15 protein-coding genes are annotated in these 18,674 nt (G+C 72.4%); 10 read left to right on the forward strand and 5 right to left on the reverse strand.

Annotated features, from left to right (window positions below; genetic code table 11):
* The first annotated feature begins 76 nt into the window (after positions 1-76).
* The 4 genes from ACZ7PG_RS47945 (at position 77) to ACZ7PG_RS47960 (ending at position 6,066) form a co-directional block, all read left to right on the forward strand.
* The gene (locus ACZ7PG_RS47945; protein ID WP_470246484.1) at positions 77-3,358 is read left to right on the forward strand and encodes a phosphodiester glycosidase family protein; all 3,282 of its coding nucleotides are present in this window, start codon (positions 77-79) and stop codon (positions 3,356-3,358) included.
* Between the two features lie 41 nt (positions 3,359-3,399).
* The gene (locus ACZ7PG_RS47950) at positions 3,400-4,344 is read left to right on the forward strand and encodes an ABC transporter ATP-binding protein (RefSeq protein ID WP_470245911.1); all 945 of its coding nucleotides are present in this window, start codon (positions 3,400-3,402) and stop codon (positions 4,342-4,344) included.
* An 85-nt stretch (positions 4,345-4,429) separates the two neighbouring features.
* The gene (locus tag ACZ7PG_RS47955) at positions 4,430-5,236 is read left to right on the forward strand and encodes an ABC transporter permease (RefSeq protein WP_470245912.1); all 807 of its coding nucleotides are present in this window, start codon (positions 4,430-4,432) and stop codon (positions 5,234-5,236) included.
* Positions 5,236-6,066 carry an ABC transporter permease gene (locus ACZ7PG_RS47960; protein ID WP_470245913.1) on the forward strand — a complete coding sequence of 277 codons (831 nt, stop codon included), beginning with the start codon at positions 5,236-5,238 and terminating at the stop codon, positions 6,064-6,066. The genes ACZ7PG_RS47955 and ACZ7PG_RS47960 overlap by 1 nt, the downstream gene beginning before the upstream one ends.
* Positions 6,067-6,134: 68 nt before the next feature.
* Here ACZ7PG_RS47960 and ACZ7PG_RS47965 read toward each other — a convergent pair whose 3' ends face one another.
* A complete protein-coding gene (locus ACZ7PG_RS47965; RefSeq protein ID WP_470245914.1) occupies positions 6,135-7,577 on the reverse strand; it encodes a S8 family peptidase in 1,443 nt (480 codons plus the stop codon).
* Between the two features lie 545 nt (positions 7,578-8,122).
* Between ACZ7PG_RS47965 and ACZ7PG_RS47970 the strand changes: the two genes are divergently transcribed.
* The 5 genes from ACZ7PG_RS47970 to proB all read left to right on the forward strand — a co-directional run bounded on the left by ACZ7PG_RS47970 (position 8,123) and on the right by proB (position 14,563).
* Complete coding sequence (locus tag ACZ7PG_RS47970) at positions 8,123-11,119, forward strand: translation initiation factor IF-2 N-terminal domain-containing protein (protein ID WP_470245915.1); 2,997 nt, start codon at positions 8,123-8,125, stop codon at positions 11,117-11,119.
* A gap of 160 nt (positions 11,120-11,279) precedes the next feature.
* Positions 11,280-11,594 (forward strand): 50S ribosomal protein L21, encoded by a 315-nt coding sequence (gene rplU, locus ACZ7PG_RS47975; RefSeq protein WP_003067132.1) that lies wholly within the window; start codon positions 11,280-11,282, stop codon positions 11,592-11,594.
* A gap of 41 nt (positions 11,595-11,635) precedes the next feature.
* Positions 11,636-11,896, forward strand: coding sequence for a 50S ribosomal protein L27 (gene rpmA, locus ACZ7PG_RS47980; protein WP_470245916.1), 261 nt, complete (start codon positions 11,636-11,638; stop codon positions 11,894-11,896).
* A gap of 109 nt (positions 11,897-12,005) precedes the next feature.
* Positions 12,006-13,457 carry a GTPase ObgE gene (obgE, locus tag ACZ7PG_RS47985; protein WP_470245917.1) on the forward strand — a complete coding sequence of 484 codons (1,452 nt, stop codon included), beginning with the start codon at positions 12,006-12,008 and terminating at the stop codon, positions 13,455-13,457.
* Positions 13,454-14,563: a glutamate 5-kinase gene (proB, locus tag ACZ7PG_RS47990; protein ID WP_470245918.1), complete on the forward strand. Its 1,110-nt coding sequence runs from the start codon at positions 13,454-13,456 to the stop codon at positions 14,561-14,563. The genes obgE and proB overlap by 4 nt, the downstream gene beginning before the upstream one ends.
* A 321-nt stretch (positions 14,564-14,884) precedes the next feature.
* On the opposite strand, the gene ACZ7PG_RS47995 is transcribed toward proB, so the two are convergent.
* A complete protein-coding gene (locus tag ACZ7PG_RS47995; RefSeq protein WP_470245919.1) occupies positions 14,885-15,598 on the reverse strand; it encodes an SDR family oxidoreductase in 714 nt (237 codons plus the stop codon).
* Positions 15,599-15,659: 61 nt separating this feature from the next.
* Between ACZ7PG_RS47995 and ACZ7PG_RS48000 the strand changes: the two genes are divergently transcribed.
* Positions 15,660-16,259 carry a TetR/AcrR family transcriptional regulator gene (locus ACZ7PG_RS48000; protein ID WP_470245920.1) on the forward strand — a complete coding sequence of 200 codons (600 nt, stop codon included), beginning with the start codon at positions 15,660-15,662 and terminating at the stop codon, positions 16,257-16,259.
* Here ACZ7PG_RS48000 and ACZ7PG_RS48005 read toward each other — a convergent pair.
* Genes ACZ7PG_RS48005 through argS form a run of 3 tightly spaced genes read right to left on the reverse strand, consistent with a single transcriptional unit; the run spans position 16,229 to position 18,632 of the window.
* Complete coding sequence (locus ACZ7PG_RS48005) at positions 16,229-16,513, reverse strand: putative quinol monooxygenase (RefSeq protein ID WP_470245921.1); 285 nt, start codon at positions 16,511-16,513, stop codon at positions 16,229-16,231. The two genes, ACZ7PG_RS48000 and ACZ7PG_RS48005, sit on opposite strands and share 31 nt — an antisense overlap.
* On the reverse strand, positions 16,510-16,899 hold the full coding sequence (locus ACZ7PG_RS48010; RefSeq protein ID WP_470245922.1) for a PPOX class F420-dependent oxidoreductase: 390 nt from the start codon (positions 16,897-16,899) through the stop codon (positions 16,510-16,512). The genes ACZ7PG_RS48005 and ACZ7PG_RS48010 overlap by 4 nt, the downstream gene beginning before the upstream one ends.
* A gap of 11 nt (positions 16,900-16,910) precedes the next feature.
* Entirely contained in the window at positions 16,911-18,632 is a 1,722-nt protein-coding gene (gene argS, locus ACZ7PG_RS48015; protein ID WP_470245923.1) for an arginine--tRNA ligase, read from the reverse strand.
* Positions 18,633-18,674: the final 42 nt, after the last annotated feature.

Here is an 18,674-nt window from a genome sequence, read left to right on the forward strand (position 1 = left end):
GGCCGTGCCGCTGCGCTGTGCTGGTCGGGCTCACTCTCACTCGATACTGGGGTACCTGGTGAAGAAGTCACGCGTAGTGCTGCCGTTCGTCGCCTTGGTCGCGACGGCGTTCGTCGTTCCCGCCCACGCCGATCCGCTCCGGGCGCCGCTCGGCACGCCGCCGGTCGAGGCCGCGCCCGCCGCGTCGTCCGACCACCAGGGCCCGGCCGCCTTCGCCGCCGCGGACCCCGACGACGGGCTCGTCACCGGCAGCGCGACCACCGAGGTCGCGCCCGGCCTGAACCTCACCCAGTTCGACCGGTTCGACCCGGCGGGCTGGATCCGCGGCGACACCCTCGCCGTCGACCTCGGCAGCAAGCTCCTGAAGCCGGCCTACCTGAGCCCTGGCACGGTGTCCGCGCGCACGCCGCTCTCGCAGCAGGTCGCGCGCACCGGCGCGGTCGCCGGCGTCAACGGCGACTTCTTCGACATCAACGCCACCGGCGCGCCGATCGGCGTCGGCATCGACCACGGGCAGCTGCAGACCGCGCCCGCGGCCGGCCACAACTACACCGCCGCGATCACCGACGAGGGCAAGGCTCGGCTGGCTTCGGTCTTCCTCGAAGCCAGCGTCACGCTGCCCGGTGGCACCGTGAAGGCGACGAACTTCAACAGCCCGGTCCTCGGCACGGACGCGATCGGCGTCTACACGCCGTTGTGGGGCGCTTCCGGCCGCGCGACCTCGGTGGCCGGCGCGTCCCGGGTGCTCGAAGTGGAGCTGCGCGACGGCGTGGTCACGAGCGTGCGCCCGCAGCCCGCGGACGGCCCCATCGCGGCGGGCACCACGCTCCTGCTGGCCCGCGAAGCCGGGGCGGACGCCCTCGCGGCGCTCAAGCCGGGCGACGCCGTCGGCGTCACGTACGCGCCGCGCTCGGACGCCGGGAAGATCGCGGTCGCCGTGGGCGGCAACGAAGTCCTGCTGCGCGACGGCGTCGTGCAGCCGGTCGACAACGTCGCCATGCACCCGCGCACGGCGGTCGGCTTCTCCGCCGACGGCAAGCGTCTCTGGCTGGCCACTGTGGACGGACGGCAGGCCGACAGCCGCGGGATGACCGAGCTGGAGCTCGCGCGGCACATGAAGAGCCTCGGCGCCGACGACGCGATCAACCTCGACGGCGGCGGCTCGTCGACGCTCCTCGCGCGCAACGAGGGCGAAGCCGCGCCGAGCGTCCGCAACGCGCCGTCCGACGGCGGGGAACGCCTGGTGCCCAACGGGATCGGCTTCGCGACCGTGCCGGGCAGCGGCAGGCTCACGGCGTTCTCCCCAGTGCCCGCGGTCGCGACCGGCGACGCGAACCGCGTCCTGTCCGGCCTGACCCGGCACCTGGTCGCCGACGGTCACGACGAGACCGGCGCCGCGGTCGCCGCCGACCCGCGCTGGACGACCTCCGACCCCCGGCGGGCCACCGTGACCCACGGGGTCGTCACCGGTCACGGCGCGGGCGGCGTCGACGTCGTCGCGCGCGCCGGCCGCGCTTCGGGCAAGACGGCGCTTTCGGTGCTGGGCAAGCCGGTCCGGCTCGGCACGAGCACCGAGCAGGTCGCGCTGTCGGGCGCGGGCGCCAAGAGCGCGTTCGAGGTCTACGGCTACGACGCCGACGGCTACGGCACCTGGCTGGAACCCGACGACGTCAAGCTCGACTACGACCACTCCGTCGTGCGGATCGAGCCGTCGGGTGACGGCTACCAGGTGACCGCGCTGACGGCGTCCGGGGCTTCCGCCATCACCGCGACGGCGGCCGGTCTCACCACGCACCTGGCCACCTCGGTGGGGACCGTGCCGCAGGTCGCGGCCCCGCTGGACGGGCCGGCGGGCTGGACGGCCACGGTGTTCCCGGCGGTCGTCGGCGCGGCGCTGTCCGCGGCGCCCGGGCGGGACGGCGGCGCCGGGCTCGCGCTGGACTACCGGCTCACCGGCACGACGGCGACGCGCGCCGCGTACGTGACGCCGTCGACTGCGCTCGCGGTGCCGGCGGGCACGCAGAAGATCGGGCTGTGGGTGAACGGCGACGGCAAGGGTGCCTGGCTGCGGGCCGAGCTGCGGGACGCCGCGAACGTCGCGTCCATTGTGGACTTGTCGCTGAGCGTCGACTGGACGGGCTGGCGGTACGTCACCGCCGCGGTCCCGGCCGGGCTGCCGGACGGCCAGCGCCTGGCGCGCTTCTACGCCGTCGAGAACGTGCCGGACCAGCAGTACGAAGGTCACCTCGTGTTCGACGACCTGACCTTCGAAGTGGCGCCGACGACAGCGGTGCCGGGCGACCCGGCCCCGCACGACCCGGCGCTGGTCACCGACGGCACCCTGGCCGGCGGCCTGCGCGTCGCCGTGGTCAGCGACGCGCAGTTCACCGCGGACGACCCGGCCGGCCCGCTGGTCGCCCAGGCCCGCCGCGCCCTGCGCGAAGCCGTCGCGGCGAAACCGGACCTGGTGCTGATCAACGGCGACTTCGTCGACCGCGGCACGGCGCCCGACTTCGTATTGGCGAAGCAGGTGATCACCGAAGAGCTCGACGGCAAGGTGCCCTGGTACTACGTGCCGGGCAACCACGAAGCCGAAGGCGGCAACGGCCTCGCCAACTTCCAGGCCGCCTTCGGCGTGACGCACCAGGTCGTCGACGTGCACGGCATCCGGCTGGTGCTGATGGACTCCTCCCGCGGTTCGCTGCGGGCGGGCGGGTTCGACCAGGTCCGGATGCTGCGGGACGCCCTTGATGCGGCGGCGAAGGACCGGTCGATCCGCGGCGTCGTCGTCGCGATGCACCACCCGGTGAAGGACCCGAGCCCGACCGGCAACTCCCAGCTCGGAGACCGGAAGGAAGCCACGCTGCTGACCCAGTGGCTGACCGGGTTCGAGCAGGCGTCCGGCAAGCCGGCCGCTTCGGTGGCTTCGCACGCCGGCGTGTTCTCGCTGTCGCGGGTGGACGGCGTGCCGTACCTGGTCAACGGCAACTCGGGCAAGGCGCCCGCGGCCGCACCCGGCGACGGCGGGTTCGTCGGCTGGACGCTGCTGCGCGTCGACCCGGCCGACCGCGCCCAGCCGGTGCGCTTCGAGACGCGGCCGAACGTCGACTCGCTGACGCTGTCCGGGCCGACGTCGCTGGCGCGCGGGGAGCGAGCCGACGTCCGCGCGACCCTGCGGCAAGGCACCCGGGACGTGCCCGTCTCGTACCCGGTGAGCGCGGACTGGACGGTGAGCGGGGGCGTCGTGGCCTTCGACCCCGCTTCCGGCGTCCTGACGGCGTTGCGACCCGGAGTCGCGAGGCTTTCGGTGACGGTCAACGGGGTGACGCAGTCGCTGTTCGTGTCCGTCCATAGCTAAACCGTTCGGTTTTTGTCGGTGCCCGCTCGTATGGTCGGGGTGTGGACGAATCGGAGGACCGGGAACCGGCACTGGTGCAGGCGAAGGCGCTGGTGAAGCGTTTCGGCGAGTTCGAGGCCGTGCGCGGGATCGACGTCGAGGTGCGGCGCGGGGAGGCGTTCGGCTTCCTCGGCCCGAACGGCGCCGGCAAGTCGTCGACCATGCGGATGATCGCGTGCGTGTCGCCACGCACCGACGGCGACCTCCGCGTGCTGGGGCTGGACCCGGACGCGGCCGGGCCGCGGATCCGCGCGCGCCTCGGCGTGGTGCCGCAGCAGGACAACCTGGACGTCGAGCTGACCGTCCGGGAGAACCTGCTGATCTATGGCCGGTACTTCGGGCTGTCGCGCGCGGCCGCGCGAAGCAAGGCGGACGAGCTGCTGGAGTTCGCGCAGCTGACCGACCGCGCGGCCGACAAGGTCGACCCGCTGTCGGGCGGCATGAAACGCCGGCTGACGATCGCGCGTTCGCTGGTCAACGACCCGGAGCTGCTGCTGCTCGACGAGCCGACGACGGGCCTCGACCCGCAGGCCCGCCACCTGCTGTGGGACCGCCTGTTCCGGCTCAAGGAGCAGGGCACGACGCTGATCGTCACGACCCACTACATGGACGAGGCGGAACAGCTGTGCGATCGCCTGGTCGTGATGGACCACGGCCGGATCGCCGCGGAGGGCTCGCCTTCGGAGCTGATCAGCCGGTATTCGACGCGCGAGGTCGTCGAGCTGCGGTTCGCGTCCGGGCAGCAAGTGGCCGCGGCGCAGCAGGTCGAGGGGCTGGCCGAGCGGGTGGAGGTGCTCCCGGACCGGGTGCTGCTCTACAGCGACGACGGCGAAGCCACCCTGGAACACGCCCACTCGCGCGGCGTGCGGCCGCTGTCGAGCCTGGTGCGCCGCAGTTCCCTGGAGGACGTGTTCCTCCGCCTGACCGGCCGGACTTTGGTCGACTGATGGGAAACGAAGTGAGCGCACCGCCCCCGATCGGCGGCGCCCTACCCGCGATCGCCCGGCGCCCGGCCGCCGGCGGGAGGCGGCCATGACCACCGTCGAGTCCACCGGCCGCGTCGTCGGCAGCTGGCACGGCGCCTGGCTGCGCGTCGAGGGGTACTGGACCTGGTACCGCCGCCACTGGTTGTCCACTTTGTACTCGACCGGCCTGCAACCCGTGCTGTTCCTCGCCGCGATGGGCCTCGGTTTCGGCTCGCAGGTGAAGCCGGGCGAGGTCACCGGCGGGCTCTCGTACCTGCAGTACATCGCCCCGGCGCTGCTCGCCGCCGGCGCCGCGCAGCAGGCCGTCGGCGAATCGAGCTACCCGGTGCTGTCCGGGTTCAAGTGGCAGAAGGACTACCTGGCGGTCACGGCCACGCCGGTGTCGCCGGGCCAGGTGCTCGGCGGCCACCTGATCTGGTCGGCCCTGCGGCTGACGCTGGCGGGCGCGATCTACGCGGTCGTCGCGCTGTTCTTCGGCGCCTGGACCGGGCCCGGCGTGCTGCTGGTGATCGTCGCCGGCACCGTCACCGGGCTCGCCTGCAGCACGCCGGTGGCCGCGATGGCGGCGCGGACGTACGACGAAGGCCAGCGGTTCGGCGTGGTCTTCCGCTTCGTCCTGATGCCGATGACGTTGTTCAGCGGCACGTTCTTCCCGATCGCCCAGCTGCCGGGCGCGATCCGCTGGCTCGCCTGGCTCTCCCCGCTGTGGCACGGCACGCAGCTGGCCCGCGGCGTGAGCGTCGGGGGAGTCGGTGGCTGGGCGATGCTCGGCCACTTCGCGGTGCTCGCGGCGTTGTTCACGGCCGGGTGGGCGCTCGCGCACCGGGCCTTCTACCGGAGGCTGGTGGTCTGATGGTGAGCGTCCAGGCACCACCGGCGCGAGCCGGGCTGCTGCTGCGGATCCTGCCGCCCGGGCTGTACGCGGGCCGCGCCCGCATGCTCGTCGAGCGGTCGGTGCGCGTGTCCCGCGCCAGCTGGCTGATCTTCGTGTCCGGCGCGGCCGAGCCGTTCCTGTACCTGCTGGCCTTCCAGCTCGGGTTCGGCAAGCTGGTCACCGAGGTGGCCGGCCCGGACGGCCGCCCGATGGGCTACGTCGCGTTCGTGGCGCCCGCGCTGCTGGCGACGTCGGCGATGAACGGCGCGGTGTTCGAGTCGACGTACAACCTGTTCTTCAAGCTGCGCTACGCGAAGCTGTACGACGCGATGCTGGCGACGCCGATCGGTCCGCTGGACGTGGCGCTCGGCGAGATCGGCTGGGCGATGACCCGCGGCGGCGTCTACGCGGTGGCGTTCCTCGCGATCGCGGCGGCGATGGGGCTGCTGACGTCGTGGTGGGCCCTGCTGATGGTCCCGGCGGCGCTGCTGGTCGGGCTGGCCTTCTCGGCGGTCGGCATGGCGCTGGTGACGTTCCTGAAGTCGACGGCCCAGTTCGACTACATCGCCCTCGCCCTGATGCCGATGTTCCTGTTCGCGACGACGTTCTTCCCGCTGTCGGTGTACTCGGAGCCGCTGCAGTGGGTGGTCCGCTGCCTCCCGCTGTACCACGCGATCGAGCTGATGCGCGGCCTCGCGACGGGCCTGCTGTCCGGCAGCATGCTGGTCAACCTGGCCTACCTGCTGGTCCTGGGCGCGGTGGGCCTCTGGGCCTCGACGCGCCGCATCGCGAAGCTCCTCCTGACCTGACGCCGTGTCGTCCATCCAGGTACGCGAGTCGTCCGCCCGGGTACGCGTGTCGTCCGTTCGCGTGAGCCTCAGCGGGCCGGATCGGGCCGTCCCCGCGGCGCGACGGCGGCGAGCGCGTCCACCATCCCGTGCCCGTAGAAGCCGTTGAAGCCCTCGTACCCCGCGCAGTAGGCGTCCTGGGTCCCGTCGCCGGTGAGGTCGTAGTCGGCCGGACACGGCATCGGCATCGCCTGGGCGTCCAGCGTCCGCCGCAGCTGCCGCGGCCCGGCGTCCCGGTGCACGGACGCCAGCAGCGCCAGCACCCCGGTGACGTGCGGCGCGGCCATCGACGTCCCGCACAGCGGCGCGTACCCGCCCGGCACCGTCGAAAGCACGCACTCGCCCATCTCCCCGCCGGGCGCGGTGACGTCGATCACGCCGAGCCCGTACGAGCTGTAGCCCGCCTTCACCCGGTCCGAGCCGACGGCCGACACCGCGACGACGTCCCGCAGCGCGGCCGGCAGCGCTTCACAGCCGGAACCCGCCGCGGGCGAGCCCGACCGCGCCGACGGCGTCAGGTCGACGGCCTCGTTGGTCGCCGCCGCGACGTTCAGCGTGCCCGCCGACGTGCTGTATTCGACCGCGCGGGCCAGCGCTTCGTGCACCACCCCGCGGTCGTCGCCGCGGATGCACGACAGCGTCCACGGGTTCACGAAGAAACTGCTGTTCGTCAGCCGCATGTGCCGGGCCGCCGCCCACATCAGCCCGCACACCGCGGCCTCCGGGTCGGCGTAACCGCGGTCGTCGATCACCTTCACCGACGCCACCCTGACCCCGGGCGCCACGCCCGTCACGCCGTGCCCGTCGTCGGCCGCCGCGATGATCCCCGCCACGTGCGTGCCGTGCACCGACGTCGTCGGCGCCCAGGCCGACGGCGACCGGTCGGGGGCGCCGGTCAGGCAGCCGGCGGAGTCGTCGCGGTCGAGGGCGCCGCTGAGGTCCGGGTGGCCGGGGTCGATCCCGGAGTCGAGGACGCCGACGACGACGTCGCGGCTGCCGCGCGAAACGGCCGGGCTTTCCGACCCGCCCGGGGTGCGGCCCGCGTTGATCATCCGCATGTCCCACTGCCGGTCGCTCAGGTCCGCGGTGGGCACGCGAGCCGGGTCGGTGACCGGCAGCGTCGCCCGCGCGGGCTGCGGCTTGACCTCGGTGGCGCGCTGCGCGGCCAGCCGCTCGGCCTGGGCGCTGAACGCCCGGTCGAGCCCGATCCGCCCGCCGAAGTCCGGGTCGCCCGAGGTGGCGACGGCGACGGCGATCTGCGGGTAGTAGACGGTGGTGGCGCCGCACGCGCCGGTCACGCGCGCGCGGGCGGTGGACTCGGGCGTGCCGCGGTCGAACGTGACGACGAAGCGCAGGTTCCGGCCGTGACCGCAGGAGGGCTCGTCGGCCGCCGCGGGACCGGCGGTGACGCATCCCGAAAGCACCAGGACGGTGCACACGGCCGCCCGCAGGGGCCGCGCCAGCAGGGACACCGGACCTCCCACCGGATGCAGGAACCGCGGGTGCCGGCACGCGAGATCCCGGTCACCCCGAGCCGCACGGTAGCCACCCCGTGCCCGGCGGACAAGCGCTGCGGCCAAGTTCCCCCGGCCGGTGCGTCCGGGACGCGCCGCGGCGCGCCCGGCGGCGTGGGCGGAGGTACCGAGTACGACGGAGCAGTCACCCGGTGTGGGATACTCGGGGAGGCCACCGGGCCGCGGGGCGCACGTGAGAGGTGCTGCCTGCGGTGTTGTGGCCCGGTGAGGTGCGCGAACTCCCGCGACGCGCGTCGCCGCCCGCGAGCCGGGTGGCTGGACGACGTGGTGGGCGGCCCGGGGGCCGCGAGTCCCAACGCACAACGCCGAGCAGACCTTTGACCGGGTTGCGCGCCACCGAGGCGGTGGTGCGGCGCCCGGTTGTCGGGCCAGGATTCCCGTCGCTGGTGACCACCACGGCGGAACGAACAGAAAGGGGCCCCTGCGCGGCCGCGTCCCTGCCGGTGAACATCGGCAGACGCGCCCGGGGGCGGAGGAGACACATGTCGAACGCGGAAACACCCGCCGAGCACACCGGCGGGAATCCCGCCACACCCGCGAGCGGTCCACTGGCCGACCTGCCTGCCCGGATCCGGGTGCACGCGCTGGCCAAGCTGCTCGAGAAGAACAGCCGGGACGTCATGGCCAAGCTCACCGAGCTGGGCGAAAGCGTGCGCAGCGCGCAGTCGAGCGTGACCAGGGACGTGGCGCACAAGGTCGCCGAAGCCTTCTCGGGCGGTGACGTCGAGGCGGCGCCGGCTTCCGGTGGTGACGTCGAGGCCGCCCCGGCTTCCGGTGGCGATGTCGAGGTGGCGCCGGCCACGCGGGCGAAGGCCGCTCCGGCGGTGCCCGAAGTGCCGGCCGCCGAGGCCGAGAAGCCGCGCCCGCGGCAGAAGACCCGTGCGCACCTGCCGGTGTTCGCCGCGCCGTCGCCGGTCTTCCTGCCGCCGGAGCCCGCGGCCACCAAGCCGGCCCGCAAGCCGGCCGACCCGTTCGCGGAGCCGCAGCCGCCGGTGCAGCCCAAGGCGAAGCCGCAGCCCGAGCCGGAAGCCGACGAAGACGAGGCCGAGGACACCACGCCGGCCACCGACTCCGGTGACGACGACGGTGACGACGCCAACAGCCGCCGCCGTCGCCGGCGCGGCCGTCGTGGCCGTGGCCGCGGCAAGGGCACCGACGGCAGCGACGAGAACGAGAACGAAGGCGACGACGGCCAGGCCGAGGAGCAGCAGCCGCCCGCGCGCCGCCGCTCCCGCAACGGCGACGAAAAGGCCGCGAAGGACGAATCGGACGCCGCTGAGGAGTCCGAAGGCGCCGGCGACGAGTCCGACAACGACAGCGACGACGGTGAGGGCGGCAGCAAGCGCCGTCGCCGCCGCCGTCGCCGCAAGGGCTCGGACGGCGAAGACGCCGAGACCACCGACGACCCGCCCAACACCGTCACGCACGTCCGCCAGGCCAAGGCCGAGCAGGCCGAGCGCGAGCGCCCGGCGCGCGACGAGGTGCGCAGCGTCCGCGGGTCGACCCGCCTGGAGGCCAAGCGCCAGCGCCGCCGTGACGGCCGCGAGGCGGGCCGCCGCCGCGCCCCCATCCTGTCCGAGGCCGAGTTCCTCGCCCGCCGCGAGGCGGTCGACCGCGCGATGGTCGTCCTCGAGAAGGGCGATTCGACCCAGATCGCCGTGCTCGAGGACGGTGTGCTGGTCGAGCACTTCGTGACGCAGTCGGGCTCCGGCTCGATCGTCGGCAACGTCTACCTCGGCCGCGTCCAGAACGTGCTGCCCTCCATGGAGGCCGCGTTCATCGACATCGGCCGCGGCCGCAACGCCGTGCTCTACGCCGGTGAGGTCGACTGGGACGCCGCCGGTCTCGAGGGCAAGGCCCGCAAGATCGAGCAGGCGCTCTCCACCGGCGACTCCGTGCTGGTCCAGGTCACCAAGGACCCGGTCGGGCACAAGGGCGCCCGGCTGACCACGCAGATCTCGCTGCCCGGCCGCTTCCTGGTGTACGTGCCCGCGGGTGGCGCCACCGGCATCTCCCGCAAGCTGCCGGAGAACGAGCGCCGCCGGCTCAAGGACATCCTCAAGCGGATCGTCCCGGAGGACGCGGGCGTCATCATCCGCACCGCCTCCGAAGGCATCGGCGAGGAGGAGCTGGGCCGCGACGTCGACCGCCTGAAGGCGCAGTGGGACGTCATCAAGGAGAAGGCCGCCGCCGGTTCCGGCAAGAAGGGCGGCGCGCCGACCATGCTCTACGAAGAGCCGGACCTGCTGGTCAAGGTCGTGCGTGACCTCTTCACCGAGGACTTCACCAAGCTCGAGATCCAGGGCAACCGTTCCTGGGAGACCATCAACGGCTACGTCAGCCATGTCGCGCCCGAGCTTGCCGAGCGCGTCAAGCGCTACACCGGCACCGCCGACGCGTTCGCCGACCACCGGATCGACGAGCAGATCACCAAGGCCCTCGACCGCAAGGTCTGGCTGCCGAGCGGTGGTTACCTGGTCATCGACCGCACCGAGGCGATGACGGTCATCGACGTCAACACCGGCAAGTTCACCGGTTCGGGTGGCAACCTCGAAGAGACGGTGACCCGCAACAACCTGGAGTCGGCGGAGGAGATCGTCCGCCAGCTCCGGCTGCGGGACATCGGCGGCATCATCGTGATCGACTTCATCGACATGGTGCTCGAGTCCAACCGCGAGCTGGTCCTGCGCCGCCTGACCGAGTGCCTCGGCCGCGACCGCACGCGTCACCAGGTCGCCGAGGTCACCTCGCTCGGCCTGGTGCAGATGACCCGCAAGAAGATCGGCACCGGCCTGCTGGAGGCGTTCTCGACGCCGTGCGAGCACTGCAAGGGCCGGGGCGTGCTCGTCTCGACCGAGGTGCAGCGCACGGGCGGCGGCTCGCACTCCCACGGCGGGAACGGCAACGGCGGCGGAAACGGCGGCGGCGGTGGCGGCGGCGGGGAGAAGAGCTCCCGCCGGTCGCGCGGCCGCGGCAAGGGCGAAGAGGCCAAGGAGCAGGCCGAGGCCGCCAAGGCCGAGGTCCACGCGGTCCCGCCGCCCGAGCAGCGCGCGTCCGTCGCGTCGGCGGTGGCGGCGATGGCCAACGCCTCGAAGGTGGCCAAGGACCACGACCACGGCGCGGTGAACGGCAACGGGCACGTCCCGGAGGCCGGCGACCCGGCCGAGGCCGTCGAAGAGACGCGTCGGGAGGCCGTCGCCGAGCCGGCCACCGAGGTCGCGGGCGTCCCGGTGACCACCGAGGCGGACGAGGCCCCGGTGCCGCAGGAGGAGCCGGCGGTCGAGCGGACCTCGGCGCCGGAGCCGGTGGAAGAGCCGGTCACCGACGCCGTGTCCGAAGACGCCGAGGGCGCCGAGGCCGCCGAGGCCGCCGACGTCGAGGTGCCCGAGCCCGCCACGCGTCCCACCCGGCGCCGGTCGCGCCGGACCGCGTCGCGTCCGGCGGGTCCGCCGGTGCACGCGTCCGACCAGAGCCAGTGAACGACTAGGGGACCCCGGTGGTAACGCACCGGGGCACCCCACGTAACCTGTAGTACGGCCTGCCACCAGAGCAGGTCGCTGCGCGAGTGCAGGACCGCCTCCTGGAGGTGGGCCGATCGCGCGGGCCCCCACCCATTGTCGAGTAATGCAGGAGACTTCCGTGTCGGCGTACGCGATCGTCAAGACCGGCGGCAAGCAGTACAAGGTGGCCGTCGGCGACGTCGTCGAGGTCGAGAAGCTCGAGGGCGAGCCGGGCACCGAGCACATCCTCCCCGCCGTTTTGTACGTCGACGGTGGCGATGTCACCACGGACGCCGACGCGCTGGCGAAGGTCTCGGTCACCGGCAAGGTCGTCGAGCAGACCAAGGGTCCGAAGATCCGGATCCACAAGTTCAAGAACAAGACGGGCTACCACAAGCGTCAGGGTCACCGGCAGAAGCTGACCCGCGTCGAGGTCACCGCCATCTCCCTGTAAGAACTTTTCCGGATCTGCTTTTTCAGAAAGAGGGCTGAGCCATGGCTCACAAGAAGGGTGCGTCCAGCTCCCGCAACGGTCGTGACTCGAACGCGCAGCGCCTCGGCGTCAAGCGCTTCGGCGGCCAGGAAGTCAACGCCGGCGAGATCCTGATCCGCCAGCGTGGCACCAAGTTCCACCCCGGCGTGAACGTCGGCCGCGGCGGCGACGACACGCTGTTCGCCCTGGCCGCCGGTGCGGTCAAGTTCGGCGAGAAGCGTGGTCGCAAGACCATCAACATCGTCGTGCCAGCCGAAGCCTGAGTCTTCGGTTCTCGACGCTAGACCTCTGACGAGGGGTGGGACCGGAATATCCGGTGCCACCCCTCGTTTGTTTTGTGTGATCCCTGCTCGCGAATGAAAGAGGCAAGTCATGGCGTCCCGGTTCGTGGACCGCGCGGTCATCCACCTGACCGCGGGTGACGGTGGGAACGGCTGCGCCTCGGTGCACCGCGAGAAGTTCAAGCCCCTCGGCGGCCCGGACGGCGGCAACGGCGGCAACGGCGGCGACGTCCTGCTGGTCGTCGACCCGAACGTGCACACCCTGCTCGACTTCCACTTCCGCCCGCACGCCAAGGCCGGCAGCGGCAAGATGGGCCAGGGCGGCAACCGCGCGGGCGCGGCGGGGGAGACCCTGGTGATGAAGGTGCCGTCCGGCACCGTCGTGTTCACCGAAGACGGCGAGATGGTCGCCGACCTCATCGGCCCGGGCACCACGTTCGTCGCGGCGCAGGGAGGCCGCGGCGGCCTCGGCAACGCGTCGCTGTCGTCGAAGGCGCGCAAGGCGCCCGGGTTCGCGCTGCTGGGCGAGCCGGGCGAGGCCCGCAACCTCGTGCTGGAGCTGCGTTCGGTCGCCGACGTCGGCCTGCTCGGCTTCCCGTCCGCCGGCAAGTCGTCGCTGATCTCGGTGCTGTCCGCGGCCAAGCCGAAGATCGCCGACTACCCGTTCACCACGCTGGTGCCGAACCTTGGCGTGATCACCGGCGGCGACACCGTCTTCACGATGGCCGACGTCCCCGGCCTGATCCCCGGCGCGTCCGAAGGCAAGGGCCTCGGGCTCGACTTCCTCCGCCACATCGAGCGGTGCGCGGTGCTGGTGCACGTCGTCGACTGCGCGACGCTGGAGCCGGGCCGCGACCCACTGTCCGATGTGGACGCTCTCGAGACCGAGCTCGCCCAGTACACCCCGGGTCTCGGCGGGAAGCTCGAGGAGCGCCCGCGCGTGGTCGTGCTCAACAAGATCGACGTCCCGGAGGCCGCCGAGCTCGCCGAGTTCGTCCGGCCGGAGCTGGAAGCCCGGGGCCTGCGCGTGTTCGAGGTCTCCACGGCGTCGCGCAAGGGCCTGCGGGAGCTGACGTTCGCGCTCGCGGCGGTCGTCGAGGAGTACCGCGAGGCCCAGCCTGTGCTGGAGCCGGAGACGATCGTGCTGCGGCCGCTCGCCGTCGACGACACCGGGTTCACCGTCGAGTTCGACCCCGAGGAGGAGGGCGCGTTCGTCGTACGCGGCGTCCGCCCGGAGCGGTGGATCCGCCAGACCAACTTCGGCAACGACGAGGCCGTCGGCTACCTGTCCGACCGGCTCAACCGCCTCGGCGTCGAGGACAAGCTGGCGAAGCTCGGCGCGCGGCCGGGCAGCCCGGTCACCATCGGCGACGTCCAGTTCGAGTGGCAGCCGTCGACGCCGAGCGTCGCGATGCACCTGTCCGGGCGCGGCACCGACGTCCGCCTCGAGAACCACGACCGGGTCGGCGCGGCCGAGCGCAAGGAAGCCCGCCGGATCCGGCGCGACGGCTCGGACGAGGACGACCTGGACCTCGACGCGTGAGTGGCACGCGCGAAGCCATCGCGGCCGCCCGCCGGCTGGTGGTCAAGGTCGGTTCGTCGGCCCTGACCACGGCGGGCAGCGGGCTCGACGCGGTCCGGCTGGACGCGCTGGTCGACGCGATCGCCGCGCGGGTCGCGGCCGACACGCAGATCGTGCTCGTGTCTTCGGGCGCGATCGGCGCCGGATTGGCCCCGCTCGCCCTCGGCAAGCGGCCGAAGGACCTCGCGACCCAGCAGGCGGCGGCGAGCGTCGGCCAGCTGGCGCTGGCGCACGCGTACGCGGAGTCGTTCGGCCGGTTTTCGCTGACGGTCGGCCAGGTCCTGCTGACCTCCGACGACGTCGTCCGCCGGTCGCACTACCGCAACGCGCAGCGGACGTTTTCGCGGCTGCTCGCGCTCGGCGCGGTCCCGGTGGTCAACGAGAACGACACGGTGGCCACGGAAGAGATCCGCTTCGGCGACAACGACCGCCTGGCGGCCCTGGTGGCCCACCTGATCGGCGCGGACGCGCTGATCCTGCTGTCCGATGTGGACGGTCTGTACGACGGTGACCCCCGCGACGGCGCCACCCGCAAGCTCACCGAGGTCCTCTCGGAGTCCGATGTGGACGGAATCTCGGTCGGCATGTCCAGCTCCGGCCTCGGCACGGGCGGCATGGTCTCGAAGCTGGCGGCGGCCCGCACGGCGGCGGGCGCGGGCATCCCGGTCCTGCTGGCGGCGGCCTCGGAAGCCTCCGCCGCGTTGACTTCCGCCTCCCCGGGCACGGCGTTCGCCCCGGCGGACACCCGCCTGTCGGCCCGCCGCTTCTGGCTCGGCTACGCGGCGGACACGACGGGCAAGCTCCGCCTGGACGACGGCGCGGTGACGGCGGTGGTCCGCCGCCGCCGCTCCCTGCTGGCGGCGGGCATCACGGGCGTGGAGGGCGAGTTCCAGGCCGGCGACGTGGTCGACCTGGTGGACGCGAAGGACCGCGCGGTGGCCCGCGGAGTGGTGGCGTTCGACGCGACCGAGCTGCCCGACCTGATCGGCCGCTCAACCCCCGAACTCCCCCCGGAGCAACGCCGCGAGGTAGTCCACGCCGACGACCTCGTCCCCCTCCGCCCCTAACCCCCGTGCCCCCGCAGGCATCACCCGTGATCCCACGGGCATCACACGTGACTGGGCAGGCATCACACGTGATTGAGCGGGCATCACGCGTGATTGAGCGGGCATCACGCGTGACTGGGCGGGCATCACCGTGTCGACCCTCCAATCACGAGCGTCGACTCCCCAATCACGCGTGATGCCTCTCTAATTACACGTGATGCCCCTCCAGTCACGTGTGATGCCCCTCCAGTCACGTGTGATGCCCTTCCAATCACGCGTGATACCCCTTCAGTCACGTGTGATGCCTCGCTGATCACGGGTGATGCCCCGCCGCGTCGGACCTCAGCCGACCGAGACCAGGCGGGCTCCGCCGTCGGCTTCCAGGATCGTGCCGCTCAGGTTGCGGTTCGTCGCCGCCAGTGCCACCACCTCGGCCACGTCGTCCGCCGTCGCCACGCGGCGGGACGGGATCGACGCCGCCGTCTGCGCGAAGAACCCTTCGCGCACCTCCGCCGGGAAGCCGCTCCACCAGGCCGTGTCGACGACGCCCGGCGAAACCGCGTTCACCCGCCGCGGCGCCAGCTCGACCGCCAGCGGCTTGACCAGTGCCTCCACCGCCGCGTTGAGCGCTCCGATGCCCGCCGTCCCCGGCATCGCCGCGTGGGCGCTGATCGCGCCGAGCAGCGTGATCGACCCGTCCGCGGCCAGGTGCGGCAACACCGCCTGGATCGTGGTCAGGTGCGCCCAGAACTTCGCGTCGAAGGCCCTGCGCAGCACGTCGAGATCCAGCGACGCGATCGGTCCCATCCCTTCGGCGCCGGACAGGCTCACCACCAGCACGTCGACCGTCCCCAGCGACGACGCCAGCGCGGCCATCGATGCGGCGTCCCCGCCGTCGGCCTGGTGTCCCGTCAAAGACGGGTCGCTCGCCGCGACGTCGTCGAGGCGTTCCTTGCCACGCCCGGTGACGTGGACGTCGTAACCCCGCTCGCGGAGCCGCCGCGCGGTCGCCAGGCCGATGCCCGAGGTGCCGCCGGCGACAAGTGCGATGCTCATGCTCGTTCCCCATTTCGAACCGGTACGTCTCGTTTCGAAATCGACGCTACCATCGGATCCCATGACCGACCAGTCCCGTCCCGGCCGCAAGCGCAGCGAACAGAGCCGGCTGGCGATCCTCGCCGCCACGCTCGACCTGGTCGCGGAGGCGGGCTACGGCACGCTGACCGTCGAGGGCATCGCCGCGCGCTCCGGCGTCGGCAAGCAGACGATCTACCGCTGGTGGCCGTCGAAGGCCGACGTCCTGCTCGACGCGCTCGCGACGAAGGCGGACCTCTACGTCCCGATCCCGGACGAGGGGACGTTCCGCGCCGACCTCGCCGGCTTTCTGGACAGCACGTTCGAGCTGGGCGAAAAAGCGCAGGTGGCGGACACGCTGCGCGCGCTGATGGCGCAGGCGCAGATCGACCCGGAGTTCGGCAAGCGGTTCCGCGAGGACTTCCTCAACCGTCGCCGCGAAGCGCTCGGCACCATCGTCGACCGCGCCCGCGAGCGCGGCGAGCTGCCGGCGGAAGTCAGCTCCCGCACGGTGATCGACGTCGTGTTCGGCACGCTCTGGTACCGGCTCCTCGCGACGCGGGAGCCGATCGGCCGCGGCCTGGCCGGTGAGCTGGTGGCGCTACTGGCCGATCACGGCGCCTCGACCGCCGAAATCCGGTAGCGCGCCACCGACGCGTCGAGGATCTGCACGGCCTGCTCGTCCGACGGCCCGGACCCGCGGAAGCGCTCCAGGTCCTCATCGGACTCCCAGCGCTCGTACACGGTGATGCGGCCGGGGTCGAGCAGGTCGGCACCCAGCGAGTACTCGAGGCAGCCGGGCGCTTCCCGTGCCAGCCGGACGGCTTCGCCGCAGTCGTCGAGGTAGGCGTCACGGCTCTCGGGAGCGACGGCGAGCCAGCCGGCCACGATGATCACGTCGGGTTGATCCGATCCGGCTTGATCGTGAGCAGCAGCCGCGTCTGGTCCCGGCCGCCCCACCACGGGTACGGGCCGCCGAGGTACCGCTGCGCCAGCTTCTCGATGTGCTCGACCGCGCCGTCCTCGGTCATCTCCAGCACGCGCCCGCGGATCGCGTAGTAGCGCGACGGCCGTTCGCGGTCGGCGACGTTGAGCGCCACCCGCGGGTCGCGCTCGAGGTTGCGCTGCTTCTGGTGTCCCCGCACGGTGTTGACGAGGATGTGCGTGCCGTCGGTGTCGACCCACGTCTGGGTGAGCTGCGGCGAGCCGTCCGGCATCAGGGTGGACAGGAAGCAGAGGCTGGGCTCGCGCAGCAGTGCGAGCAGGTCGCCGGGCAGTTCCAAGGTGATCTCCGCTAGAGCTGGTCGGGCGCTTCGATGCCGAGCAGCGAGAGCCCGAGCGCGAGCGTGGTCGACGTCAGCGTAGTCAACCTCAGCCGGGACGCGCGCAAGTCTGATGAGGACGCTTTCAGGACCGGACATTCCTCGAAGAACCGCGAAAACGCGACGGCCGTCTCGTACAGGTACGTACAGAGCTTGTGTGGCGCGTAGCCGTCTGTCGCGGCCTTCAGCGCTTCGCCGAACCTGAGCAGCTTCAGCGCCAGAGCCCGCTCGGCCGGCGCTTCCAGCGTGATTTCGACGCCGTCGGGAAGCCCGCCCGCCTTCCGCAGGATCGACCGCGTCCGCGCGTGCGCGTACTGGAGGTACACCGAGGTGTTGCCCTCCTTGGCGAGCATCCGGTCCCAGGCGAAGACGTAGTCGCGTTCGCGGTCGCCGGACAGGTCGGCGTACTTGACCGCGCCGATGCCGACCGCCCGGGCGACGCCGGCCTGCCCCGCCGCGTCGAGCTCACTGCGTTCGGCGACGACCGCGGCGGCCTGCGTCACGGCTTCGGTGAGCAGGTCGGCCAGCTTGACCGTGTCGCCGGAGCGGGTCCGCATGGTCTTGCCGTCCGCGCCCAGCACCGTGCCGAAGCCGATGTGCTCGGCGTGCCCGGTCAGCCAGCCGGCCGCGCGGCAGACGGCGAACAGCATCGCGAAGTGCTGCGCCTGCGGCGTCCCGACGACGTAGAGGAGGTCCGTCGCGCCGCGCTCGGCCGTCCAGTACCGGAGGGTGGCCAGGTCGGTCGCGGCGTACCCGTAGCCGCCGTCGCGCTTGCGGACGATCAGCGGCAGCCGGTCGCCCTCGCGGTTGCGGAAGCCGTCGGGGAACACGCAGACCGCGCCGTCGCTGATCTCGGTCAGCCCGGCCTGCTCGAGGTCGTCGACCACCGTCGCGAGGTACGGGTTGTAGAAGCTCTCGCCGTAGATGTCCTGGTCGGTCAACGTGATGCCGAGCAGCGCGTACACCTCGTCGAAGTGCCGCGTCGATTCCGCGACGAGCTCCCGCCAGACGGCCAGGGTTTCTTCGTCGCCGCTCTGCAGCAGCACGACGCGCTCGCGGGCCCGCGTCGCGAACGCTTCATCGGAGTCGAACTTCTGCCGTGCTTCGCGGTAGAACGCGTCGAGGTCGGCGATGGCGCGGTGCCCGGCCGGGACGTCGAGGAGGTGCTCGATGAGCATGCCGAACGGCGTGCCCCAGTCGCCGAGGTGGTTGTGCGGCAGCACTTCGTGGCCGGCGAACCGCAGCAGGCGCGCGAGCGCGTCGCCGATCACGGTCGTGCGCAGGTGCCCGACGTGCATCTCCTTCGCGACGTTCGGGCTGCTGTAGTCCAGCGCGATCCGCCGCGGCTCAGCCGTTTCGGGCACACCGAGCCGCGGATCGCCGAGCAGTGCGGCGGTGCGCGTCTCCAGCCATTCCTTGCGCAGCACGAAGTTCAGGAACCCGGGCCCGGCGACTTCGGGTGGGTCGGCGATTCCGTCCAGTTCCAGCGCGCCGGCGATCAGCGTCGCGACTTCGCGTGGCGGACGGCCGAGCCGCTTGCCCAGGCTCATCGCGAGGTTGCCCTGGTAGTCGACGCCTTCGCGCGGCGACGCCTGGATCAGCGCCTGCTCCGGCGTCAGCTCGACGTCCAATGCCTTGCCGGCGGCGGCCACCACGCGGCGCGCCAGCTCCTCGGTAACGTCGGCGTGCTGCACGGTGTCCCTCCTTCGGCTCGGCTTCGGAGCACGCAGCGTAGC

The organism is Amycolatopsis sp. NPDC114504 (genome assembly GCF_055633595.1).

What these genes read in the sequence shown, in the direction of transcription:
- obgE (WP_470245917.1), top strand. Translation starts at nt 12,006, where the DNA reads ATGGCGTCCCGGTTCGTGGACCGCGCGGTCATCCACCTGACCGCGGGT.
- rpmA (WP_470245916.1), top strand. Translation starts at nt 11,636, where the DNA reads ATGGCTCACAAGAAGGGTGCGTCCAGCTCCCGCAACGGTCGTGACTCG.
- ACZ7PG_RS48000 (WP_470245920.1), top strand. Translation starts at nt 15,660, where the DNA reads ATGACCGACCAGTCCCGTCCCGGCCGCAAGCGCAGCGAACAGAGCCGG.
- ACZ7PG_RS47960 (WP_470245913.1), top strand. Translation starts at nt 5,236, where the DNA reads ATGGTGAGCGTCCAGGCACCACCGGCGCGAGCCGGGCTGCTGCTGCGG.
- ACZ7PG_RS47955 (WP_470245912.1), top strand. Translation starts at nt 4,430, where the DNA reads ATGACCACCGTCGAGTCCACCGGCCGCGTCGTCGGCAGCTGGCACGGC.
- ACZ7PG_RS47970 (WP_470245915.1), top strand. Translation starts at nt 8,123, where the DNA reads ATGTCGAACGCGGAAACACCCGCCGAGCACACCGGCGGGAATCCCGCC.
- ACZ7PG_RS47995 (WP_470245919.1), bottom strand. Translation starts at nt 15,598, where the DNA reads ATGAGCATCGCACTTGTCGCCGGCGGCACCTCGGGCATCGGCCTGGCG.